This is a genomic window from Halocatena pleomorpha, assembly GCF_003862495.1.
Lineage (GTDB): Archaea > Halobacteriota > Halobacteria > Halobacteriales > Haloarculaceae > Halocatena > Halocatena pleomorpha.
In genome coordinates this window covers 41,260-62,649 of sequence record NZ_RRCH01000003.1, presented here as the reverse complement: position 1 = coordinate 62,649, position 21,390 = coordinate 41,260, and the positions used below count along the sequence as shown (strand labels likewise).

General features: G+C 58.7%; 26 protein-coding genes, 1 tRNA gene and 1 pseudogene. 19 read left to right on the top strand and 9 right to left on the bottom strand.

All coding sequences use genetic code 11. The features are described from left to right. Positions 1-57: 57 nt before the first annotated feature. Together EIK79_RS01305 and EIK79_RS01300 are read right to left on the bottom strand one after the other, a co-directional pair. Positions 58-564: an FxsA family protein gene (locus EIK79_RS01305; RefSeq protein ID WP_124953331.1), complete on the bottom strand. Its 507-nt coding sequence runs from the start codon at positions 562-564 to the stop codon at positions 58-60. Between the two features lie 98 nt (positions 565-662). Then, a complete protein-coding gene (locus tag EIK79_RS01300) occupies positions 663-1,637 on the bottom strand; it encodes an FKBP-type peptidyl-prolyl cis-trans isomerase (RefSeq protein WP_124953330.1) in 975 nt (324 codons plus the stop codon). A 108-nt stretch (positions 1,638-1,745) separates the two neighbouring features. On the opposite strand from EIK79_RS01300, the gene cyaB reads away from it, so the two are divergent. From cyaB to EIK79_RS01275, 5 genes are all read left to right on the top strand, one after another. Beyond that, positions 1,746-2,306 carry a class IV adenylate cyclase gene (cyaB, locus tag EIK79_RS01295; protein ID WP_124953329.1) on the top strand — a complete coding sequence of 187 codons (561 nt, stop codon included), beginning with the start codon at positions 1,746-1,748 and terminating at the stop codon, positions 2,304-2,306. Between the two features lie 63 nt (positions 2,307-2,369). Then, a complete protein-coding gene (locus EIK79_RS01290; protein WP_124953328.1) occupies positions 2,370-3,575 on the top strand; it encodes a methionine adenosyltransferase in 1,206 nt (401 codons plus the stop codon). Between the two features lie 41 nt (positions 3,576-3,616). After that, complete coding sequence (locus EIK79_RS01285) at positions 3,617-4,084, top strand: DUF5804 family protein (protein ID WP_124953327.1); 468 nt, start codon at positions 3,617-3,619, stop codon at positions 4,082-4,084. Positions 4,085-4,127: 43 nt separating this feature from the next. After that, positions 4,128-4,982 (top strand): alpha/beta fold hydrolase, encoded by an 855-nt coding sequence (locus EIK79_RS01280; protein WP_221621649.1) that lies wholly within the window; start codon positions 4,128-4,130, stop codon positions 4,980-4,982. A gap of 31 nt (positions 4,983-5,013) precedes the next feature. Then, on the top strand, positions 5,014-6,183 hold the full coding sequence (locus tag EIK79_RS01275) for a glutamate--cysteine ligase (RefSeq protein WP_124953325.1): 1,170 nt from the start codon (positions 5,014-5,016) through the stop codon (positions 6,181-6,183). A gap of 1 nt (position 6,184) precedes the next feature. On the opposite strand, the gene EIK79_RS01270 is transcribed toward EIK79_RS01275, so the two are convergent. Then, complete coding sequence (locus EIK79_RS01270; RefSeq protein ID WP_124953324.1) at positions 6,185-7,054, bottom strand: SDR family NAD(P)-dependent oxidoreductase; 870 nt, start codon at positions 7,052-7,054, stop codon at positions 6,185-6,187. A 106-nt stretch (positions 7,055-7,160) separates the two neighbouring features. On the opposite strand from EIK79_RS01270, the gene EIK79_RS01265 reads away from it, so the two are divergent. Beyond that, a complete protein-coding gene (locus EIK79_RS01265) occupies positions 7,161-7,880 on the top strand; it encodes a helix-turn-helix domain-containing protein (protein WP_185715470.1) in 720 nt (239 codons plus the stop codon). 89 nt (positions 7,881-7,969) lie between these two features. Here the strand turns inward: EIK79_RS01265 and EIK79_RS01260 are convergent, their stop codons facing one another. From EIK79_RS01260 to EIK79_RS01250, 3 genes and pseudogenes are all read right to left on the bottom strand, one after another. Beyond that, positions 7,970-8,362 carry a hypothetical protein gene (locus EIK79_RS01260; protein WP_124953323.1) on the bottom strand — a complete coding sequence of 131 codons (393 nt, stop codon included), beginning with the start codon at positions 8,360-8,362 and terminating at the stop codon, positions 7,970-7,972. Between the two features lie 44 nt (positions 8,363-8,406). Beyond that, a pseudogene (locus EIK79_RS01255) lies at positions 8,407-8,880 on the bottom strand (sodium/proline symporter); the annotation flags it as partial. After that, entirely contained in the window at positions 8,795-9,307 is a 513-nt protein-coding gene (locus tag EIK79_RS01250) for a hypothetical protein (RefSeq protein ID WP_185715469.1), read from the bottom strand. The pseudogene EIK79_RS01255 and the gene EIK79_RS01250, both read right to left, overlap by 86 nt. A 301-nt stretch (positions 9,308-9,608) precedes the next feature. Here EIK79_RS01250 and EIK79_RS01245 point away from each other — a divergent pair, with 301 nt between their 5' ends. Continuing rightward, entirely contained in the window at positions 9,609-10,187 is a 579-nt protein-coding gene (locus EIK79_RS01245; RefSeq protein WP_124953322.1) for a winged helix-turn-helix transcriptional regulator, read from the top strand. Positions 10,188-10,271: 84 nt separating this feature from the next. Further along, the gene (locus tag EIK79_RS01240; protein ID WP_124953321.1) at positions 10,272-10,763 is read left to right on the top strand and encodes a phosphopantetheine adenylyltransferase; all 492 of its coding nucleotides are present in this window, start codon (positions 10,272-10,274) and stop codon (positions 10,761-10,763) included. 2 nt (positions 10,764-10,765) lie between these two features. Here the strand turns inward: EIK79_RS01240 and EIK79_RS01235 are convergent, their stop codons facing one another. Further along, a complete protein-coding gene (locus EIK79_RS01235; protein ID WP_124953320.1) occupies positions 10,766-11,074 on the bottom strand; it encodes a cyclin family protein in 309 nt (102 codons plus the stop codon). 115 nt (positions 11,075-11,189) lie between these two features. Between EIK79_RS01235 and EIK79_RS01230 the strand changes: the two genes are divergently transcribed. Further along, positions 11,190-11,273, top strand: a tRNA-Leu gene (locus EIK79_RS01230). Positions 11,274-11,350: 77 nt separating this feature from the next. Here EIK79_RS01230 and EIK79_RS01225 read toward each other — a convergent pair. Continuing rightward, positions 11,351-12,529 carry a type I restriction enzyme HsdR N-terminal domain-containing protein gene (locus EIK79_RS01225; protein ID WP_124953319.1) on the bottom strand — a complete coding sequence of 393 codons (1,179 nt, stop codon included), beginning with the start codon at positions 12,527-12,529 and terminating at the stop codon, positions 11,351-11,353. 87 nt (positions 12,530-12,616) lie between these two features. Further along, positions 12,617-13,858 (bottom strand): putative manganese transporter, encoded by a 1,242-nt coding sequence (locus EIK79_RS01220; protein ID WP_124953318.1) that lies wholly within the window; start codon positions 13,856-13,858, stop codon positions 12,617-12,619. Positions 13,859-14,008: 150 nt separating this feature from the next. Between EIK79_RS01220 and EIK79_RS01215 the strand changes: the two genes are divergently transcribed. The 10 genes from EIK79_RS01215 (at position 14,009) to EIK79_RS01170 (ending at position 21,347) form a co-directional block, all read left to right on the top strand. Further along, positions 14,009-15,214: a thiolase domain-containing protein gene (locus EIK79_RS01215; RefSeq protein WP_124953317.1), complete on the top strand. Its 1,206-nt coding sequence runs from the start codon at positions 14,009-14,011 to the stop codon at positions 15,212-15,214. Beyond that, positions 15,211-16,626: a zinc ribbon domain-containing protein gene (locus tag EIK79_RS01210; protein WP_124953316.1), complete on the top strand. Its 1,416-nt coding sequence runs from the start codon at positions 15,211-15,213 to the stop codon at positions 16,624-16,626. Before EIK79_RS01215 ends, EIK79_RS01210 begins: the two co-directional genes overlap by 4 nt. A gap of 64 nt (positions 16,627-16,690) precedes the next feature. Then, complete coding sequence (locus EIK79_RS01205) at positions 16,691-16,867, top strand: HVO_2753 family zinc finger protein (protein ID WP_124953315.1); 177 nt, start codon at positions 16,691-16,693, stop codon at positions 16,865-16,867. Positions 16,868-16,877: 10 nt separating this feature from the next. Next, a complete protein-coding gene (locus EIK79_RS01200) occupies positions 16,878-17,144 on the top strand; it encodes an elongation factor 1-beta (RefSeq protein ID WP_124953314.1) in 267 nt (88 codons plus the stop codon). Between the two features lie 97 nt (positions 17,145-17,241). Continuing rightward, the gene (locus EIK79_RS01195) at positions 17,242-18,486 is read left to right on the top strand and encodes an inorganic phosphate transporter (RefSeq protein ID WP_124953313.1); all 1,245 of its coding nucleotides are present in this window, start codon (positions 17,242-17,244) and stop codon (positions 18,484-18,486) included. 77 nt (positions 18,487-18,563) lie between these two features. Then, complete coding sequence (locus tag EIK79_RS01190; RefSeq protein WP_124953312.1) at positions 18,564-18,854, top strand: 50S ribosomal protein L21e; 291 nt, start codon at positions 18,564-18,566, stop codon at positions 18,852-18,854. Beyond that, entirely contained in the window at positions 18,851-19,207 is a 357-nt protein-coding gene (locus tag EIK79_RS01185) for an RNA polymerase Rpb4 family protein (RefSeq protein ID WP_124953311.1), read from the top strand. The genes EIK79_RS01190 and EIK79_RS01185 overlap by 4 nt, the downstream gene beginning before the upstream one ends. Before the next feature lie 95 nt (positions 19,208-19,302). Further along, positions 19,303-19,857 (top strand): DUF655 domain-containing protein, encoded by a 555-nt coding sequence (locus EIK79_RS01180; RefSeq protein WP_124953310.1) that lies wholly within the window; start codon positions 19,303-19,305, stop codon positions 19,855-19,857. A 52-nt stretch (positions 19,858-19,909) separates the two neighbouring features. Further along, the gene (locus tag EIK79_RS01175; RefSeq protein ID WP_124953309.1) at positions 19,910-20,779 is read left to right on the top strand and encodes a 16S ribosomal RNA methyltransferase A; all 870 of its coding nucleotides are present in this window, start codon (positions 19,910-19,912) and stop codon (positions 20,777-20,779) included. Next, a complete protein-coding gene (locus tag EIK79_RS01170; RefSeq protein WP_124953308.1) occupies positions 20,766-21,347 on the top strand; it encodes a HemK2/MTQ2 family protein methyltransferase in 582 nt (193 codons plus the stop codon). The genes EIK79_RS01175 and EIK79_RS01170 overlap by 14 nt, the downstream gene beginning before the upstream one ends. The last annotated feature ends 43 nt before the right edge of the window (positions 21,348-21,390 follow it).

Below are 21,390 nucleotides of genomic sequence, written 5' to 3'. Positions count from 1 at the left end.
TCGCTTGCTCATCGGAAACGACCCAGGTAACGGTAACGGGACGACCGCTACGTCCGTTCAGTCTTTCTTGCTATCGCCGTCGATGCTGTACTCGTCCTCACCGAGGTTGTACGTCGTGGTGGTTTGCTCGTTAGTGTTAGTGTCGGCGTTCGGAAAGCCGCCGGTGTACACCGTTCCGGTGATGAACTCGTCGCTTTTGCCGTCGAGATACGGCGTAATGACGTACTTCTTTAACAATAGTCTGACCGGATACCGCGTCGGGGGAATGACGAGAAGCAACCCACACAAATCAGTAACTAGGCCGGGCGTGAGGAAGAAGGCCCCTGCAGCGATGAGTAACGCACCATCGACGAGTTCGGAATCGGGTATCTCACCGCTGGACAGTTTGGTGTTGATCCGCCGGATGGCGTGGCGTCCCTCTGCCCGAACGAGCAACATCCCGATGAGTGCTGTCAGTACAACTAGTAAAACCGTCGCAGCCGGCCCGATGAATTCTGCCACTCCCACGAGAAGGACGATGTCCGCAAGCGGGATGAGCAACAGCAGGGCGATGATCCGCTTCATGGCTGGGTTATAGCCTCCGAGGGCAAACGTGTTATGTTCCGATCCATGAGCGGATACGTCATCGAGCAATACGCAATTCGTCCCGGGAATCGCTCGGATTACTCGGCAGATTCGTCCAGCTCTTCGCCCTCGATCTCCTCAACGATTTCGTCGGCGTCAACATCGACATCATCGAGTGCTTCCTCAATGTCGCCGCCGCCAGCACCGCCCATCATGCCGGGCATGCCCATTCCGCCCATCGGGCTGTCGTCGATGATCTCCTGAACAACGACGCGGTCGATCCCGGTCTGACCGATGAGCTGCTGGGCGATCTGCTGTTTCTGGAACATCCACTGCTGGTTCATCGCCAGTTGTGGGGTGGATTCGATGTACAGCGACTCCTTCTCAACGGTTACCGTTTCCATCTCGGGTTCGGCCTCTTCGTCTTCGTCTTCGCTTTCGACCGGCTGTTGTTCTTCGACTTCGTCGGTTTGGATCTCCATGTCGAGATCGATATCGAAGAACATGCCCATGAGACCCTCGGCGCGTTCGAGATCGTCTTCGACTAGTTCGACGATCTCATACTCGTACTCGATGTCCTCGCCAGCGAGCGGATGATTGAAATCGACGCGGGCGCGGCCGCCGATGATGGTTTCGAGGTAACCCTGTTGTTGGTCGATCTGTACCTGCGCGCCAGGATAACGGTCGTCTTCGGGAATTTTCTCCGTGCTCACAGTGCGCACTTCCTCTTGGTCGTACTCCCCGAATGCTTCCTCAGCGGGAATGGCAACCGAACCGCCGTCACCGACTTCTTTGCCGATGATGTCCTCTTCGACGCCCGGGAAGATGTGTTCGGAGCCGAGCACGATGACGCGCGGCTCAAAGGTCTCCTCCTCTCCGACCCCTTCCTCTTGTGCAACCTCTTCATCGGTCGTATCGACCAACGTTCCGTCCTCAACCGTGCGAGCGGTGTACGCGAGACGGACGAAATCGTCCTCTTGGAGTCCCGACTCGTTCTGTTCGGTCGTTTCCGGCGCCTCTGCTTCGTTCTCGGCATCAGATCCAGCGTTCGTCTCTTCTGGTTCGCCAGTCATATCGAATACGTCTTCCGATACGCCCTTAACCGTCACGTTTCCATTGACAGCGTGTGCGCAACTGCCACGCCCACAGCGAAAGCGTTTCCGCACGCAATTGACAGTACCATGTACGAAGTCGAAGTGAAGGTAAAAGCGTCTCACGACCGAGCACAGTCCCGATTAGCAAACTCCGACGCCACGCACACGGGGACAGTCAAACAGACCGACACCTACTACGACGCTCCTCATCGGGAGTTTGCGGCGACTGACGAGGCGCTTCGTATCAGAACCGAGCGTACGCTCGACAGAGAAACCGGAACCACGACGCGTCTCACCTACAAAGGACCCCGTATCGACGACGAATCAAAAACGCGCGCGGAGATCGAAACAGGGGTGGCGAGTCACGAACAACTCGCAGACATCCTCGAAAACCTTGGATTTGCCCCCGTTGCAACCGTCGAAAAGACGCGCGATCGGTACGCCATCGACGCCTACACCGTTACGCTCGATGTCGTCACCGATCTCGGAACGTTCGTTGAGGTCGAAACCGAACTCGAACCCGACGCGACTACCGAGGCGATCGAAGCCGCGCGCGACAGAGCGTTCTCGCTTCTTCGCGAGTTTGGGTTTGACCCGGAGAAGGGAATCAGAACGTCTTACCTCGGTTTGCTTCTGAATAACCAATAGTAATCAAATCAGCTTCGAAGGTTTCCGTAAGTTATAGAACGAATCCGAGCCAACAGCACAAAAATGAGCAGCCGGAACATTCAGGTCGAGCCGATGCGACGGCTGGCTGTCGAGGACCAAGCCGTCGAAATCGTCGAGCGGAAAGGGGTTGGACATCCAGATTCGATTTGCGATGGGGTTGCAGAGCACGTTTCCGAAGCGCTCGCGCGGGAGTATCTCGATCGCGTCGGGACAGTGTTGCATTACAACACCGACGAAACCCAACTCATAGCCGGCTCTACGGCACCGGCGTTCGGTGGTGGTGAAGTGACCACTCCGATTCGTCTTCTCATCGTAGGCCGGGCGACGCGGGAGTATGAGGGAACGACGATTCCGACGGAAACGATCGCGTTGACAGCCGCACGGGAATATCTCGGAAACCAGATTCCGGAATTGGATCTTGGAAGCGACATCGTTGTCGACGTGGAACTCGGAGAGGGCAGCGGTGACCTCCGAGAAGTGTTCGGAGAGTCGGGTCGGCAGATCCCGATGGCGAACGACACGAGTTTCGGCGTCGGGCACGCGCCACTCACCGAGACCGAGCGCATCGTCAAGTCGACTGAACGCCGCCTGAACACTGAGTACGCGAGCGATCATCCCGAAGTCGGCACCGACATTAAGGTGATGGGAAAACGCGAAGGGGAGCAGATCGATGTCACAGTGGCAGCAGCGATGGTTGACGCCCACGTTGAAGACATGGCGGCCTACCGGGCATCGGTCCGAGAGATGCGCGAGTACGTCCACGAGTTGGCGCGGGAGCTCACCGATCGGTCGGTGACGGTTCACGTCAACACCGCTGATGACTACGACGCGGGCGCGATTTATCTCACAACGACCGGTACGAGCGCAGAACAGGGCGACGACGGATCAGTCGGTCGAGGGAACCGCGCCAACGGATTGATCACGCCGAACCGATCGATGAGCATGGAAGCGACTAGTGGCAAAAACCCCGTCAACCACATTGGGAAGATCTATAATCTCCTTTCGACGGAGATCGCCAACCGAGTCGTGACGGAAGTCGAGGGGATCCGTGAGATCCGTATCCGGTTGCTCTCACAGATCGGCCAGCCGATCGATCACCCTCACGTTGCTGGTGGAGCAGTCATCACCGAATCGGACGTGTCGTTGGATGAAATCGAAGCGGACATCACCGCGATCATCGATGAAGAGTTGGCGAACGTCACGGAACTGACCGAACGGGTCATTGCTGGCGAGCTAACGACATTTTGAGAACGGAAACCGCTTTAGCGTCCCGCCGTGAAATCCACTCCATGACCCGGGTCTGTCTCGTTGGGAACGGAGACCATGATCTCCGAACGGAGTTGCTCTCCCGACAGACCGCCCGCGAGGCGCTCGCGACGTACGAGCTTGAACGGCCGTACGCCAACACCGTGGCGATCGAGACGATCAGTCTTGGGGTTGCAGTCTCGTTCTGTAACGATCTGAGCTGGTATCTCGCTCGCTTTGCCGAGGACGCACTCATTCTTGAACCCTCTGTCAGTGAGACGGAGTGGCTCTCGCAGGAGTTTGCGACCGCAATCCGCGATGGAGTGATCTCGCCCGAGGAGCACGCGCCCCACCGTGTGGTGTACGGCGTCGAGAGCGATGAAAGCGGCACACCGCGCCTTGTTGATCCGACGTACACGACCGTTACTGACGGAACAGAGCTGGCATACGATCACCGTGACAGGGACGACACGCTCGTGGTCCGCGTTACCGAATCGGAAGACCGGCCGTAGCACAGGCGAACGGTTTGTACGCTGACCCCGTAGGTGGCGTATGGTGGGTTCGAGACGAACGGTCCGTATCGGTCGCGTGGCTGTTTCGTACATCGTCTCCGGACCGGAGAACGCGCCGCCGGTCGTCCTGTTACACGGTGGAGGATTCGACGCGACAACTGTTTCGTGGCGGGACGTTCGGCCTGCGCTGTCGGAATCGTTTCGCGTGTACGCACTGGACTGGCCCGGATACGGGGAGAGCGATCCGCCAGAACGGACGCCGACGACCGAGTACTATATCGAGGTGCTCGATGGGTTTCTTGATGCCGTCGGTGTCGAGCAGCCGGCGCTGGTCGGTGTCTCTCTCGGTGGCGGCATTGCGCTCGGCTACGCGCTCGCCCACCCTGCACGGGTCCATCGACTGGTCGCCATCGACAGCCACGGCTTGGGCAGCACTGTTCCGGGCCACCCAATCACGTTGATCCTCGGAGTCTCGCTCTCCACACCGCTGTGGTGGCTCGTCCGCCGGAGTCGGTTGTTGGCGCTACTGAGCGTGTGTCTCACCGTTCATCCATCCAACATCACTGCTGACTTGCTCAACGACGTGCTCGTACAACTCGAACGACCGGACGCAACAGACGCGTGGCAGGCGTTCCAGCGGGCCGAACTCGATCGCTGGGGCGTCCGAACCAACTACGTCGACGTGCTCCACACACTCTCAGTCCCTACCCTGTTCGTCCACGGCGAACACGACGCATTCGTCCCTGTCGACTGGGCACAGAGAGCAGCCATGCTCGTTCCGTCTGTCGAGCTTCGTGTGTTGTCTGAGTGTGGTCACTGGGCACCTCGGGAGCGTCCCGACGCGGTAGTCGATGTGGTCCGTCCGTTCCTCGCGTCTGTGGACGACCGCGGAAAGTAAGTGTTTATCCACCGGAGGCGGGAGTTCGGATATGACATCGCAGCGGGACGGTGAACGACCGACGGGGACGACTGCCGAGACGACCGCGGAACGACCGTCGGGATCCGACGACGTGACGGAGATCGGCTCCCCAGAGGCGTTCGACCAGTTGGGAACGATCGGCATCGAAGAGGAGTTCTACGTCGTCGATGAGCATGGTCGGCCGACAGCCGGAACTGATGCACTCATCTATGAGAGCACGCCACCGGCGATTCTTGCGGAACGGCTGGATCACGAGCTGTTCAAATGCGTTATCGAGACACAGACACCGGTGATCGAACGGCTCGACAGCGCCGAGGACACACTCCGAACAGTTCGAACTGCATTGGTCGACCACGCCGAGGCGCACGGCTACAATATTGCGGCCGCCGGACTCCACCCAGCCGCGAAGTGGCGTGAACTCGAACACGCACAGAAGCCCCGATACCGATCACAACTCGACCGGATTCAGTATCCCCAACACCGCAACACGACGACAGGGCTACACGTCCACGTCGGTGTCGACAACGCGGACAAGGCGACATGGATCGCAAACCGTCTCCGGTGGCATCTTCCAATTATGCTCGCACTGTCGGCCAACTCCCCGTTTTGGAACGGCTACGACACCGGACTCGCGTCTGCACGGGCGAAGATCTTCGAAGGGCTACCCAACACCGGGATGCCGACGGCGTTCGATTCCTTCGAGGATTTCCTCGATCTCGAACGACTGATGCTCGACTCCGGTTCGATCCGGGACCGGGGTGAGCTGTGGTATGAGGTGCGGCCGCACTCCGTCCACGGGACTGTCGAGATCCGGACGCCCGACGCACAGGCCGACCCGGAGCGTGTGCTCGCGTTCGTCGAGTACACCCACGCGCTCGTCATGGACTACGCCGCGCGCTATGAGGATGGCGAACGCGCCCAGGAGACCGCGAGACGCCACCGACGGGAAACGCTCGATGAGAACAAGTGGCGGGCGATCCGCCACGGTCACGACGCGGCGTTTATCGACCGCGACTGTGCGGGCGTCGTCGATCTCGGGGAGATCGTCGAACGCGAGTGTGAACGACTCGATATTACTGGGCTTCGACGGCTGTACGACGGGGAAAGCGGTGCCCACCGGCAGCGGCGCATTCACCGCGAGGACGGTCTCGATGCCCTCTGTCGGACGCTCACGCTGTAGACTACTCGTAGGTGAGCGTCATGCCGTCGTCGAACAGCAGATCGCCACCGTTGAGGTGGGCAGCGTGTTTCGAAAACCCGAACACGAACAGGTTTGCAACGTCGATCGGCGTCATCATCTCCGTCGCTCGTGCCTGTCCGAGCATCACATCCTCGATCACCGCATCAACGGAAAGGCCGCGCTGGTCGGCCGTATCTGAGAGCTGATCGGTGACGAGCGGCGTCTTCACGTAGCCCGTGCTGACTGAAAACGAGCGAACCGTTCCGTTCCCTTCAGCTGCGATCGATTGGGTCAGTCCGCGAAGCCCGAACTTCGTGATGTTGTACGCGACCTTATCCGCAGTGACGTAGTGACCGTGTGCAGAACACATGTTGCCGACACAGCCGACACCATCGTCGGTTGATCGGATATGGGGCAGACAGAGTTTCGAGAGGTAGAGCGGTGCCCGGAGCATGATCTGGTGCATCGCGTCATAGGTGTCCATCGGGAACGCCTCAATCGGGTCGATGTGCTGAATTCCGGCGACGTTGGCGAGATATCGGATCGATCCATGGTCGGCCGCTGTCGTGACGATGCGCTTGAGATCGGCGTCGCTGGTGAGATCGGCACCAACTTGTTCGAACGTCCCATCGAGATCGAGCGCCACCACCCGATCGGCGGTTTCCGCAAGGCTCGATTCGTCGATGTCGGTCCCAACGACGGTCATCCCGTTGCCCGCCAGCGCGATGGCTGTCGCCCGCCCGATCCCAGAACCGGCCCCAGTCACGATACAGACGCTTTCTTCAGTAAACCGGTAGTCGTCGATTTTGAGAATCTCATCGGCCGATGCTGTCGGTGAGGCAACCCGCTGCTCGTTAGCTGATTCAGACATCGCCGCATTGTTCGAGAGAATTAGGCGAAAAACACGGGGTTCACATATGAACGACAATATGATCGATGACAACCCTTATTATTCATGGTTAAGAATGGGAAACGATATGATCTCGGTAACAATGGACATGATACAGTACGATTGTCCGTACATCGACGTGACTGATGACATCGATGTGTCGTTTCACACGATGCACTGGGATTTCAACACTGCTCAGGAGGAACTCGAAACACGGATCCTCATCACAGGTGCGGATCGCGGTGCGCTGACAAATGGGTTCGAGGCGTTACAACGTCACAACGGGATGATGGGGTTCGAGTTGCTCTCACGGCGCGGCGAGACGGCGGTGATCAAATCATCGATCGGTCAGACGAACGCGATGGGAACGATCCGGAAACATGACGGCTACATCACAGGGCCGTTCCAAATTCGTGGGGGAAGCGAGCGCTGGAGCGTCGGCTTCGACACAGATGTAGCTGCCGATGCCGCCTTATCTGACCTTTCGACGAAAAACGATTTCAAGATCGAAACGCGAAATGATACGTCGTTCGAAGAGTACCTTGACGTTATCCAACACATCGACGCGGCGAAAGGGTTCCTTGACGTGTGTCGGGAGCTTTCTGACACCGAACGCCAGACACTCGAGGTGGCAGTCGAAAGGGGATACTTTCGAACGCCCCGCGATGCAACGCTCGAAACGTTGACTGATGTGTTCGACATTTCGAAGACAGGGGTTTCGAAGAACTTGCGGCGCGCCGAGCGGAAGGTCCTCAGTCGGGCAGTTAGTCTGTTTTCGTCGGTCGACACAGACGAGCGTCGAGAGTAGCGTATAGAAAGAACCGGGATCAGAAACGACGATCATACGAGTCGTGGCGTTTCGATCGTGATATCGACGTGGGTAAGTTCAGGTCGCTTCTAGAGTGTCCAAACGACGTCGGCGGGTGACGCCCGCGAGTGCGTGCCGTACAGTCTAACTGTGGTCGTGGCGTCGTCGTCATCCCACGTCACAGTCAGCGTGGTGCGTCGGAGCCACGACCGTTCTCGAAGACGAACGGAGCGAAGCGCTGCGAGCGACACCGCGAAATTCCGTCGGTTAAGCGCCAATGCGCCTTCGGGAGTCATACGCTCGAGTTCTCGACGGCCGCGTTCGCCCGTGTCTGCTCGCAGGAGAAGTGATTTGAACGACTCACCGACGAAACACCAGACGATACGGCGGTCGGTCACGAGCAGTTCCCAGAACGCGAGCGGTGTCGGCCGCCGCTGGAACCAGCCTGTGAACTGCGAAAGACGCTGCTCGTTCGTCGTCATCGTTCGATAAGGATGGCGATATCTTCAGGCACTGTCCGACCCTTTTAGGTTACAATCGACACAGCGACGAAAAGAACAATAGTGACAAGCAACGCGACCGTTCCGACCGGGAATGACTCCGGAAACGGGTACAGCCCCATGATCGCCGTAGCGATACCGTCAAATCCAGCCGCCTCGGAGATTCGGGGCACAGCACTGTAAAACAAGTTAATCACCAAACCACTGACAAGCGCGGTGGTCGCCCCTTCCTTGATCGCACCAGTCCAGTTCAATCCGAGCGCCACGACAGCAAAAAACGTCGCTGCGAAAAATCCCCACCCGATAGTGCCGAGTATGCCAACTAGTGTCTCCGAGAAGTAGACGATGAGCGTCGAAATGAGGATAATACCCGCGAGAGCAGTCTGGGTCACTCGAAGCTCCGTCGTGTCGTCTTCAATCGGTCGTCCCTGTGCGCGTGGGAGGTCCCGGGAGATGGCCGCCGCGCCGATATTGAGAAACGAGTCGCTTGTGCTCGTGAGGGGGGACGAGGGGGTACCGTGTTGCTCGCTGTGCTCGTCCACAGTCACGCAGGATACTATCAACTATTTGTCTTCTTCCGGTCGATGGGAACACGAGCGCGTAGTACACCGCACCGAAGATCGGAAGCAACCAGAGAAAGACGACGTACGTCATCGTTGAAGTAGGCAACCCGAGCAGATACGTGTAGTCCGTCGTTCTAAGGTGCCAGCCGAACCAGATCCCTGTCAACCCGCTGAAGAAGATCGTACCCAGACCGAGCACTAACCGAGAGTACGGTGCAAGATCAAGTTCACTGCCATTTCGTTCGAGCGAGGCTGTTCCGAGTACCGCGACGATAAACAACGCCGCGACGTACGAAAACAGGCGATACATCCCGACACATCCCGCGAGTAACAGACTCCCTCCGAGGAGAGCGATTGCGCTCATTAGCCCGTTTCGAGTTTTTCGCGTTGACTGTGGTCGCGCGGTCTCCATTCGTAGCTGTATCAGGAAGCAACGATCGAAAAATGATAGGTTGACGTATGAACGATGGACAGCACCAGTGTGATCTGGTATGGAAAGCAGTAGCCCCGATCAGAGATTCCTTCAGAAACACGTCCTCATTAACTCTGTAAATTATTGTGAGTATACCCTATAGGTGATTATTCTCGAACAATTCCGTCTCACTGATCCATACAAGCAAGGGTTTTTATCCGAGAGTTTCGTCAACATGCACAGTGACTGAGCCATGTCCCCGAACGACACACGAGATGAACGTCGGATAGATGTTGAACAGTGCGACTCCGGCAATCCGCAACTCAGGCGGAGCGCCGCCACGGGGGAGGTGGATGAATCGCTCGTCGAGTTGTTGACGTGGATCCTCGGTACCGATACGCACGCTCGTATTTACCTGTATCTCCGCCAGCAGCCGGGAGCGACGAGCGAGGAGATCGCAACAGGAACGGGGTTGTATCCGAGCACAGTTCGGGAATCGCTTGCGGTGTTACACGAGGAGGGAACTGTCGAACGCTCCGAGTGCACCCTGAACGCCGATGATTACCGGTACGTCTATGAAAGCATTCCGCCAACGGAGTTAGTGCTTGACATTCTCGAACCGATACAGGAAAAACTGAACACAGTGTTCGTACTCGACGAACTACTCGGCGTCAAGAACAGCTCCGATCGTCAGTCTGGGTCTCACGTCTCGCCCCGTGGGGCAGGGGATACACAGCACCACGAAGAAGATCCAGATCAAGCGCACGCCAGACAGCAGGCTCCCATCTCGGTCTCCGTCACGGAAACTAAGTCCGGATCCGACGGGGAGTGAGTCACGGTCGCGATTGTTCGAGCGAGCGGGACAGAAGCGTACGAGCCGAAGCCACTAAGCCATGGGCGACGCATGACCGAACGTATGCAAGTCGCGTTAGGGGGGACGTTCGATCCGGTTCACGACGGCCATAGGGAGTTGTTTGATCGGGCGTTCCAACTCGGTGATGTTACCGTCGGTCTCACGAGCGACGAATTAGCGCCCCAAACCCGCAACGAACAACGCCACATCCGTCCGTTCGAGGAGCGGAAACGTGATCTGAAACGCGAACTCGAACGAATTGCTGATCGGCGTGGCGGTCAGTTCGAGATCCGACGACTCAACGAACCGACCGGTATTGCGACTGACCCGGGCTTTGAGTATCTCATCGTCTCCCCAGAGACTAGACCGACGGGGAAGACGATCAACCGGATTCGAACAGACCGGGGGCTTGACCCGCTTGAAATCGTTGTCATTGACCACCTCGCAGCTGAGGACGGCGACCGTATCTCAAGCACCCGAATCGTGAAGGGCGAGATCGACGAACACGGGACACTCACTCCTGAGCGTCAAGGACGTCCAACCTCCGAGCGATGATCTCACCATTTCGGCGGTCGTAGTCCGGCTTCTTCGATGAGTTGTTTCCAGCGTTGTTGGATCGTCAGCCGTGACACGCCGACTACGTCTGCAACGGCCTGTTGTGACCGACGATCGCCTTCGATGAGCGCGCCAGCGTACAGACTGGCTGCCACCGTAGCGCGTTTCGATCGCTCGGCGTCAGGCACTGTCGAGAGAAACAGATCCGTCGCGCGTGATCCGACCGTCGCGTCGAGATCTAACTGCTTGGTCGCCCGTTCGATCTCCGCGAGCCATCGCTCGTTTTCCACCTGCTCCCGAGCGCGGTACATGATTCGCTCTACCGATCTATCGGTCAGGATCGGAGTAAACCTTTGTGAGGTGTGGTAGCACGGATTGCCGTAGTAACGACAGGCTTTTTTCACCCATCGTTGTACGTTCGGGTGCGCGTGGGTAGCCAAGCTAGGAAACGGCGCAGCGCTTAGGACGCTGTCCCGTAGGGGTCCGCCGGTTCAAATCCGGTCCCACGCAGTGATTGAGTTTTCGAGCAGATCTATGAATAGAATGCGAATTATACGATTATATATCTTTCATATATTGAAGAATAATTAGAACAAGTCATCGGTTGTTTCTGCGTCTTGAACGTCACCGAGTGTCGTGTATCGAAGGCTCTGTGGATACTTGTTCTCATACGGAATTGGAGTTTCGAGTTCGTAGAGCGATCCTTTTTCGAAGACTACGACCATCTTGTCGTCTGCTATCTCGTCTTGGTCTACGTAATCGGACGGTTCTCGCATCAGCGGAGCCGCTTCAGGTGTCATCACAGCGTCCACTGTTGCGAAGTATTTCACAGCCCGAACGTCGCCTGTAATATACATCGCCACGTAATCGAATTCTCTTCCAATTCGAGCGAACCCCCACGCTTCGTTTTCCTTGAGAAGGGGAAGCCCGGATTCTTTAGCAGGAAAAACCGCGACATTGCTGCTCGGATCTCCATCAATCCCGGTTCGAGCTATCGTACCATTGACGTGGTCTTCGATCGGTTCTGACTGATTAGTGATATTTGGTACTCTTGATTCCCCACTGGAACTGATAGCTGGTTCCTGATTAACAAACTGTCGTTGCTCCTGAAGAACTGAGATGAGACGTTGTACGAACTCACGGGTTTGTTCTTCAAGATCGATCGTCAGTGTTCCCACCTCCATTTCCACCGTCTCGACGATAGACTCGGTAACATCACCTTCATTTTCTTGAAAGTGTCGAATCGCTCGGTTCGTCTGCGCGACTTGTTCTGCTATTTCATCGGACTGTCCTGAACGGATCGATTCCTTTGAAAGCAGTTCCAGTACACCGGGATTCTCCGGAAGGTCACCAAGGCCGAACTGGACGACTGACACCTCCTCCCCGCTGCTCTTCGAGGGAACTTTAGTGAGCACTTCGAACGACTTTCCGTTGGTGAGGAGTCCCCAGTCGACATCGAGTTCCTGTCGCATGTAGCTACGCAACTGTTGAACGTTCTCGTCGGTCAAAGCAGTACGAACAGGCTTTACCTCTACGAACATGACAGGAGTTTCCCCGACGAGGAGGGCATAATCAACGTGGGTGCTACCGGAAGCCATCGGAACGGTGTATTCTAGCACGACTTCGGTTGAGTAGAGATCCCAGCCGAGGAGTCTGAGGAACGGATGGACGAGTTTGACCTTTGAGTTCTCTTCGTCCATTCGAAGTGATGACTCGATGAGCTGTTGACACCGACCTACGTATTCGATAACCGCATCCCGATCCATCGGTCGATATTGAACGGTGAGTATACATATATCACAGGAAGGATGGACACGCTCGATAGATCGCGTCTGAACCGCAGTGATCGACGCTCACCCCCCAAGCACGCCGAACCCGAACATGGGACCGACAAGTAGATGCAGTCCGACGCCGACGAGGAGCGCGGGAACAGTGGTGTAAACCGAGGCAATGAGCGCGGCTTTCTTGTCCATCGCAATGAGTGGGAACAGCGCGTCGCCGTCTTGACTGATAGCGTTGGCAGTCAGTGCCGAGAAGGGAATGCTCCCCTCCGAATAGGCGGTTGCGAGCACGATCTGTGGGCCACAGCCGGGGATCAACCCCAGAGCAGCCCCGGCGACCGGCGTGACCAATCCGGCCGCAGCGGCGATGCCGGCGATGTCAAGCGAGAACAGCACGACGCTGTACTCATAGACGAGGTACGCCGCCAACACCCAGACAGTGACGAAGGAGGTTTCCATCGCCGCATGCGTCAACGCCTCCCGCGTGCTGTCGAATGCGTCACTCGCTTGCTCCATCCGGCCGTGGCCGATGTACCGCCGCCCGACGAAGTAGAGATAGAACGAGAGAGTGGTGCCGGTGAGACCGAACATGGTGAACAGACCCGCAAAGCCGGTGTTCGCCACCAGCGCAACCTCTGGCGCACCGCGGGCGAGATACGTCACGCCTGCGGCCAGCGCACCGATTGCGATCACCCACCAGAGCGCGAGTACACCCAGATTCACCCGCGTCATGAACGGTGATTCGCGCGCCGTCGACTCGTGGTCACAGCTCTCATCAGGATAATGGTGCACCTGACTCCCGACACCTGCGGGAGCGTTCGTCTTCGTACACTGCACAACGCCGCCGTTGGCCACCGTCCCCCCATCCGTTGCAGTGGGATTGAGACGACTCACAGCCTGATCAACGCGGTCAACACCGAAGCCGAATCTATCGACGGCATACCCTGAGAGAATCGCCGTGCCAAACCCGACACCGTAGGCGTACAGCCCCGCCTCAGGAGCGAGTGCGAGGATGACGAACGCCGAATCGCCTGCCGTAGCGATGAGTGTCGCCACCACCGTTCCGAACGTCACGCTGCCACGGATGTACAACGGCATCACGACGATAGCACCACCACACCCCGGCGTCAGTCCCAGCAACGCGCCAACGATCGGCTGTGCGCGATGATTCGATTCAAGCCACCCAATCAGCCGTCCATCAGTCTTGTACTGAACGTAGCTGAACAGAAACACCGTGATCGCTACGAACGCGCTTACTTGCACAAACCCATCCCGAACGGAGAGAACGAAGATCTCCCACAATTCACCGAACACAGAGATCACCCTGACCAGATAGATTAGCCATGTCTAAATCTATCTTTAGGCTGTTGTCATAAATAATTATCGCGGGGCTCACAACTGTATTCGGTGAAAACACACCTTCTCGATCGTAGCACAGTAGTGGTGTGCTACCCGAGATCAAGCATGCCCAACGCGTATGTCGTCGGGGCGGGACAGTCGGATTTCGGCTCGTTTCCCGGCGAGAGCTACCGGTCGTTGTTCACGGCGGCCTATGAGAACGCGCTTGACAGTGTCTCAGATGAACTTCCGTCGGAAGATATCGATGAGGCGTACGTGGGTACGTTAGGTGTCGGTGGTCGTCAGCTCGGACTGTCCGGGCCAGCGGTCACCGAACACGTCGGCTTGGATGGTGTCCCCTGTACCCGCGTCGAGAACGCGTGTGCTGCTGGAGGCTACGCTGTTCGGCAGGCCGTGATGGCCGTTCAATCCGGGATGGCGGATGTCGTCCTCGCTGGGGGCTTCGAGGTGATGACGGACGTGTCTGGTGAGTCAGTACGGTACTGGCTCGGTGTTAGCGGTGAAACCGAATGGGAACGGCTGTCGGGAACGACGTTTGCCGGGGTGTACGCCCAGATGGCCCGCGCGCACATGGAGGCGTACGACACGACAGCCGAACAGCTCTCGCGTGTGGCGGTGAAAAACCACGAGAACGGCGCGAAAAATCCCCACGCACACCTGCAGTTCTCCTGTTCGCTAGACGACGCCCAGTCAGCACCGACCGTTGCAGATCCGCTCACGTTGTACCACTGTTGTCCGACGACCGACGGCGCTGCGTGTGCGCTCATCGTGAGCGAGGACGTTGTCGAAGAGTACACCGACGACCGGATCCGGGTCGCTGGCGTCGGAGCGGCGAGCGACGCAGTCGGACTGTTCCAACGCGAGACGTACACAGGGATTCCTGCGTCCAGACAGGCAGCCACGCGGGCCTACGAGACGGCCGGAATCGACCCTCAAGACGTTGATTTCGCGGAGGTGCACGACTGCTTTGCGATCGCGGAGCTACTGGCGTATGAAGACCTTGGGTTCTGTGACCGCGGACACGCCGGCCCGTTCGTCGAGAGCGGCGCGACGGCACTCGATGGTGAACTCCCAGTCAACACATCGGGTGGGTTGAAGTCGAAAGGCCATCCGATCGGTGCGACCGGTACCGGGCAGGTCGTTGAGGCGTTTAAACAACTGTCCGGCCAGGCGGGCGACCGCCAGGTCGAAACGCCTCGATACGGACTCACGCACAATGTTGGAGGCAGCGGTGGCGCGGCGGTGGTTCACGTTTTCGAGCGCGAGCACGAGCGTGAGCGTGCGTCGGACACGACGGAGGTGGATCGATGAGTGAACTCGCGCGGATCCGGTCGGTCGGTGTCTACACGCCCGCGTTCCGGATCGAGTCCGAATCATTCGCTGACGCGTGGGGGCAGTTCGATCCGCCGGGAATCGAATCCAAGGCCGTTCCCGACGCCGACGAGGACGCGCTGACGATGGCGGCCGCAGCGGGGCGGCGGGCGCTGACGGCAGCAGGAATCGACAGAGAAGCGATCGACTGGCTCGGTTTTGCGACCACGACACCGCCACTGGCCGAGGGGGCACTCACCTCGCGGCTCGCGTCGATGCTCGGCGTCCCCGAACGGGCACGGACACAGACGTTCACTGGAAGCACGCGCGCTGGCACACAAGCGTTGCTCGCCGGGTCCTCGTTCGAAACGGCGCTCGTCATCGCAGCCGACTGTCCGCAGGGCGCGCCCGATGAGACCCGAGAGCACGCCGCTGGTGCGGGTGCAGCGGCGTTCGTGCTCGATCCGGACGGAGCGGCCATACTCACCGATCACGGTGAGTACGCCACACCGTCTCCCGGTACTCGATTCCGACGTCGAGGAAGCGAACACGTCGAAGAGATCGATATCGGCAGTTACGAGCGCCGAGCGTTCACCGAAACGATTTCTGCGGCTGCCGCGTCGGTGCCAACTGCGGGGGTGACGGCGGCAGCAGTCCAAGCACCCGACGGGAAACGACCGTATCGGGCTACGGCTGCGCTCGATGTGGCGTCTGACGCCATCCGTGCGTGTGCGACCGTCCACGCACTCGGAGACACCGGCGCAGCGAGCGTACCGCTTTCATTGGCGCGCGCCCTCGCTAGTGGCGATCACGAGACGGTACTCGCGGCGTCGTTCGGTAGCGGCGCTGGCGCGGACGTGCTTCGCGTTGAAGTTAGTGATGGTGATGGAGTGATGAGCGACTGCGCCGTTACCGGTGAGCGAACGCTCACCTATCCCGCGTATCTCCGACGACGGGGGGCGATCACCACGTCAGGGACCGATACGGGCGCGGCGTATGTTTCCGTTCCGTCGTGGGAACGGTCGCTTCCCCAGCGCCACCGGTTGGTCGCGGGGCAGTGTCCCGACTGTAACGACCTCACATTCCCACCGGAAGGCGCCTGTTCGGGCTGTGGCGAACTCGTGGCGTACGAGCCGATCGAACTGTGGACGACCGGCACTGTCGAAACCGTAACGAGCATCGGACGCGGCGGTGCGCCGCCCGAATTCGCTGAACAGCAAGCGCGTGCTGGCGCGTTCGGCGTGGCGATCGTCCGATTCGAGCACGGGGGGAACACCGTTAGCCTTCCTGGCCAACTCACTGCGGAGGCGGCTGTTGGGGAGACCGTCGTTCCGGTCATCAGACACATCTACACCCAAGAGGGCGTCCCGCGATACGGGGTGAAGTTCACGCCGCACACTGCTCATCGGTGACGCGGTCCACAATCCGACGGGCGGTTTAACAACAATTATACCTCGTCGTCCACTCACGACGGATATGAGCGCAGAACAGCGAGCACAGCGCAAATGCACCTCGTGTGGCATTAACATTGCCGGGTTGAGCGCGGCGTCGTTCGACTGCCCGGAGTGTGGCCACCAGCTCCACCGGTGTGAACGCTGCCGGAAGCAGAGCAACCTCTATGAGTGTCCAGACTGCGGATTCACGGGACCATAACGAGAGAACCATGGGAAAAGTCGCAGCCAACATCAAGGTCATGCCGGAAAGTCCGGATATCGATCTCGACGAGCTTCAAGAGCGACTCGAGAACTCGCTTCCGGAAGGAGCCAAGATCAACGGGTTCGAACGCGATGATGTCGCGTTCGGTCTCGTCGCGCTCGTGCCGACCGTCATCGTTCCCGACGATTCAGGCGGAACCGAAACGGTAGAAGACGCGTTTGACGGTGTCGACGGCGTTGAAAGCGTTTCTGTCGAAAACGTCGGTCGCATCTGAGACGTTTTCACTTTTTCCCGGCCCGTGGCAGTGATAAGAGGGTCGTTTTGGTCGCGCCACGAACGAATCATAATGGTTCGTGTGTAGGTTCTACACGATGGTGAATGTCATACTCCTCGGGATCGGACTCGTAATGGCGGTTTTCGTCGGAATCAACATCGGCGGATCTAACACTGGGGCCGCGTTCGGTCCGGCAGTTGGAAGCAACGTACTTTCGAAGCTGGCTGCTGGCGGATTGATGGCGCTGTTCGCGTTGCTCGGTGGGTGGATTCTCGGCCCGAACGTCGTCGAGACGCTCGGCGGAGATGTTGTTCCCGCCCGGCTGTTTTCGATCGAGGCCAGCATTGCGATCCTCTTTTTCATCGGATTCGCACTCCTCATTTCGAACTGGTTCGGTGTGCCGGCCTCCACATCGATGACAGCGGTCGGCGCTATCGCAGGACTCGGCTTGGCGACCGGGCAACTCAACTGGGCGGTGATGGGTTGGATCGTGGTCTGGTGGTTGGTCGCCCCCATTCTGGCGTTTTGGGTCAGCGGCGTCGTCGGCCGCTACTTCTATCCCAAACTGGTAGCGAAGTTCGAAATCGCCCAGACCCAGGGGCCGCTGTTCCACCTAAATCGCTCTGGGGCGATCCCCCGAATCGCGTTCGGTCCTGGCACCACCCAGCGGGAGGTGTTGGGAACGGCCGTCGTCGTCGTTATCGGCTGTGCAATGGCGTTTTCTGCGGGAGCGAGCAACGTTGCCAACGCCGTCGCACCGCTCGTCGGATACGAAGCGATCGGAATGGAACAGGGCGTCGTGCTTGGCGGGCTTGCGATCGGGCTCGGTGGGCTGACCATTGGACGCCGCACGCTCGACACCGTCGGAAACGATCTCACTGAACTACCGTTACTGGCAGCGGTCGTCGTGGAATTCGTTACGGCAGTGCTCGTTAGCTTTCTCTCGTGGCTTGGCATCCCCGCGAGTTTCGTCGTGATCGCAACGATGTCGATCCTCGGACTCGGTTGGGGCCGAGCCACCCGCACGGTCACGGCGACCGACGCCGTCCGAAAAGGAACCGACGGTAGCGTCTCAGTCGGGGCACTGGCCGCAGAGGGAGAGGACACCGGCGTACCGACCGTTGGTCGTCCAAACCCCGTTGTGGCCGGCGTGAACGATAGCGAAAACGGCAACGCCGAGAACGTTCCAGCCATCGGTGAAGAGGATCCCGCGGATCTACCCAGCGCCGAGGATCTTTTCGAGCCCGGCACCACTGCGAGGGTTATCGCGCTCCAGAACCTCGTTCCCGGCATCGCAACCGTCGGAGCGTATCTCCTGTTCCGGTTCGTCCCGCTGGCGTAAGAGCGACAGTCCGTCAGGAGGGAGCGCGCGATCGCAGAACGCACCTTTTATATCTCTCACCGGGGTACGTACTGGAAATGCCGAGTTCCAACGGACCCTTTAACAGCACCCGCAATAAGCTCTCGAACGACCCACGGGACAGGGGAACCACACCGCCCCAACAGCAGGTCGAAGAGTTCGAGATGGGCGAAACAGTTCACCTCAAGATCGATCCGAGCGTTCACGAAGGGCGGTTCCATCCTCGTTTTGACGGAACCACCGGAGAAGTTGTCGGAAAACAGGGTCGAGCGTTCAAGGTGCAGGTCACCGACGGCGGTACACAGAAGACGCTCATTTCCCGTCCAGCTCACCTTCGCCGGCAGAGATGACAATATTCAAAGAGAAGATCGAGGAGGAGCACCTCACGATCCCGGAGGTCAAAGAGTTGCTCGCCGAGATCGAAGCTGAGCGCGCAGCCGACGAAGAGCGGGAAATGCGCTATGAACTCGCGCGCGCCATCGAGCATGTCAATCGCTTTTCCGAGCTGAGTGCCGACGATTCGCGCGCACTCGTCGAGGAACTACAGGAACACGAGAAAGTAGAGACAGAGACCGCGTTCAAAATCGTTAACCTGCTCCCGCAAACCCGGGACGAACTCCGTGCCGTCTACGCCCAAGAGCGGTACTCGTTGTCGGGCGAGGAACTCGACGAGATCTTAAACAGCATCGCGCAATACGTGTGATCTCAGGCGATCGGTCTCCGACGGGTCTCCTGTGGCGGTTCCATACCAATGTTCCGGGTAGTTCACTTAAGTAGATGGTCGCCTTTGTACGGAACATGAGTGATGCCGAAAGCGGGGAGTCGAGTTCCGCAGTCGTATTGGACTACCTGCCCCATGGGCGTCCTGACGACGATCGTCCCCAGTATAAGAAGCCGTCGCTTGCATACACTATCGGCGTCGAAGAGTTCGAACTGCTTGAATGTGTACTAAGCGACGACGCGTCTGTGTCGATCGGTGATACGGTGGCACTCGACGGTGACAACGTCGATCGAACCCGACCCGTTTCCTACGACGAGCTCACGACCAGCGCGCGCTCGGAGATCGAATACGCTATCGAAGCGATCATCGACGAAGATGAACAGCGTTTCGTGGAGTATTACAACGACGCCCAGCCGATCACACTCCGCCTTCACCAGTTGAATCTACTGCCCGGTATCGGGAAGAAGCTCCGGAACAACATATTAGAGGAGCGAAAACGCGAGCCGTTCGAGAGTTTCGATGACCTCGAAAACCGCGTCTCTGGCTTGCACAGCCCCCGCGAAATCCTCGGAGAACGGATCCACGAGGAACTTCGGGAGGAGGACCTGAAATATCGGTCGTTCGTCGGCTGATCACCACCCGATAGCGAATCCGTTTTGCGACGCCACAGCGTACGACGGAACGATGAAAGATTCGTCTTCTCGGTCGTTTCGTGATCCCGATGCGCTCATCGCTCGGGCGGGTGTGGCCGGTGAACCGGACTACGACCAACACTTTCTTGTTGACGACCGTGTGCTCGATCGGCTGACAGGCTATCTCCCGACCGATACCGACACGAGCCATCTACTCGAAATCGGAGCGGGAACGGGAGCACTCACCGATCGATTGCTCGCCCACGGCGAACGCGTGACGGCCGTCGAACGCGATCCGACGCTTGTAGAATTTCTCCGAACGGAGTTTGAGGACGCCATTGCTGCCGATCGGTTGACGGTCATCGAAGGGGATGCGCTCGACGTAGAGTTGCCCGACGCGACCGCGTCAGTGTCGAACCTTCCGTACAGTGCGAGCAGTGACATTCTGTTCCGGTTGCTCCCGCGTTCCATTCCGCTGGTGGTGATGGTCCAGCGGGAGTTCGCCGCGCGCATGGCCGCCGATCCGGGGACCGACGAGTACGGCCGGCTGTCGGTCACAGCCGGCCACTACGGGGAGAGTGAGATCGTCGAGCCAGTTCCTCAAGAAGCGTTTTCGCCCGCACCACCCGTCGAAAGCGCCGTGGTTCAAGTGGTGCCCCGTTCCCCGGCGTACACGGTCCCCGACGATGCATTTTTCTTGGACTTCGTGACGGCGGTGTTCACGCAGCGCAGAAAGACGGTTCGCAACGCGATCCGCAACACGGCACACATCTCGAACCTCACGGAACCCGAGAACGTCGTGGCTGCCGTTGACGACGAAACACTGCGCAAACGTCCCGGAGATCTCTCACCAACACAGTTCGCGGCGCTGGCTCGGTCGGCGTTCGAACACGGCGAGCCGACGGTGGATGGACGTGACTGACCTGCGCGAACAACGCGACATCGAACAGGTGTATCAACCCGCCGAGGACTCGCACCTGCTCGCCACTACTGCGTGTGAGCACATCTGTGCTGACGATCGAGTGCTCGATGTCGGAACGGGATCGGGCTACGTCGCTGCGACCGTTCAGGAACGGACGGGAGCGACCGTGGTGGGAACGGACGTCAATCCACACGCGTGCCGACAGGCCCGCGACCACGGCGTTGATGTCGTTCGCACGGATCTCGTCTCTGGGATCTGTGGCTCATTCGACGTGGTCCTCTGTAATCCCCCCTATCTGCCGACTGATCCGGACGAGGAGTGGGACGACTGGATGGAGTACGCCCTTTCGGGTGGTCCCACAGGTCGGGCCGTCATCAACGACGTTCTCGACGCGCTTCGATCAGTGCTCAGTCCGTCCGGACGGGCGTACCTCCTCGTCAGCACGCTGTCTGATCTCGACGCCGTCACCGAACGCGCAAACGAAAACAACTGTGAGACCACGATTATTGAGGAGGAGTCAGTCCCGTTCGAAACGCTCGTCGTCTTCGAAATTACCCTGAAACATTAGACGCAGTAGAAAATATTATTTGTAGGGATTGCGTAGCCGGTTC

Bases quoted from the DNA above. Each gene is read 5' to 3' on its own strand.
- EIK79_RS01240 (WP_124953321.1), top strand. From the start codon at position 10,272: ATGCAAGTCGCGTTAGGGGGGACGTTCGATCCGGTTCACGACGGCCAT.
- EIK79_RS01260 (WP_124953323.1), bottom strand. From the start codon at position 8,362: ATGACGACGAACGAGCAGCGTCTTTCGCAGTTCACAGGCTGGTTCCAG.
- EIK79_RS01300 (WP_124953330.1), bottom strand. From the start codon at position 1,637: ATGACTGGCGAACCAGAAGAGACGAACGCTGGATCTGATGCCGAGAAC.
- EIK79_RS01305 (WP_124953331.1), bottom strand. From the start codon at position 564: ATGAAGCGGATCATCGCCCTGCTGTTGCTCATCCCGCTTGCGGACATC.
- EIK79_RS01195 (WP_124953313.1), top strand. From the start codon at position 17,242: ATGGTGAATGTCATACTCCTCGGGATCGGACTCGTAATGGCGGTTTTC.
- EIK79_RS01180 (WP_124953310.1), top strand. From the start codon at position 19,303: ATGAGTGATGCCGAAAGCGGGGAGTCGAGTTCCGCAGTCGTATTGGAC.
- EIK79_RS01215 (WP_124953317.1), top strand. From the start codon at position 14,009: ATGCCCAACGCGTATGTCGTCGGGGCGGGACAGTCGGATTTCGGCTCG.
- cyaB (WP_124953329.1), top strand. From the start codon at position 1,746: ATGTACGAAGTCGAAGTGAAGGTAAAAGCGTCTCACGACCGAGCACAG.
- EIK79_RS01235 (WP_124953320.1), bottom strand. From the start codon at position 11,074: ATGTACCGCGCTCGGGAGCAGGTGGAAAACGAGCGATGGCTCGCGGAG.
- EIK79_RS01190 (WP_124953312.1), top strand. From the start codon at position 18,564: ATGCCGAGTTCCAACGGACCCTTTAACAGCACCCGCAATAAGCTCTCG.
- EIK79_RS01175 (WP_124953309.1), top strand. From the start codon at position 19,910: ATGAAAGATTCGTCTTCTCGGTCGTTTCGTGATCCCGATGCGCTCATC.
- EIK79_RS01205 (WP_124953315.1), top strand. From the start codon at position 16,691: ATGAGCGCAGAACAGCGAGCACAGCGCAAATGCACCTCGTGTGGCATT.
- EIK79_RS01265 (WP_185715470.1), top strand. From the start codon at position 7,161: ATGATCTCGGTAACAATGGACATGATACAGTACGATTGTCCGTACATC.
- EIK79_RS01170 (WP_124953308.1), top strand. From the start codon at position 20,766: ATGGACGTGACTGACCTGCGCGAACAACGCGACATCGAACAGGTGTAT.
- EIK79_RS01200 (WP_124953314.1), top strand. From the start codon at position 16,878: ATGGGAAAAGTCGCAGCCAACATCAAGGTCATGCCGGAAAGTCCGGAT.
- EIK79_RS01275 (WP_124953325.1), top strand. From the start codon at position 5,014: ATGACATCGCAGCGGGACGGTGAACGACCGACGGGGACGACTGCCGAG.
- EIK79_RS01290 (WP_124953328.1), top strand. From the start codon at position 2,370: ATGAGCAGCCGGAACATTCAGGTCGAGCCGATGCGACGGCTGGCTGTC.
- EIK79_RS01210 (WP_124953316.1), top strand. From the start codon at position 15,211: ATGAGTGAACTCGCGCGGATCCGGTCGGTCGGTGTCTACACGCCCGCG.
- EIK79_RS01225 (WP_124953319.1), bottom strand. From the start codon at position 12,529: ATGGATCGGGATGCGGTTATCGAATACGTAGGTCGGTGTCAACAGCTC.
- EIK79_RS01285 (WP_124953327.1), top strand. From the start codon at position 3,617: ATGACCCGGGTCTGTCTCGTTGGGAACGGAGACCATGATCTCCGAACG.
- EIK79_RS01270 (WP_124953324.1), bottom strand. From the start codon at position 7,054: ATGTCTGAATCAGCTAACGAGCAGCGGGTTGCCTCACCGACAGCATCG.
- EIK79_RS01185 (WP_124953311.1), top strand. From the start codon at position 18,851: ATGACAATATTCAAAGAGAAGATCGAGGAGGAGCACCTCACGATCCCG.
- EIK79_RS01245 (WP_124953322.1), top strand. From the start codon at position 9,609: ATGTCCCCGAACGACACACGAGATGAACGTCGGATAGATGTTGAACAG.
- EIK79_RS01250 (WP_185715469.1), bottom strand. From the start codon at position 9,307: ATGAGCGCAATCGCTCTCCTCGGAGGGAGTCTGTTACTCGCGGGATGT.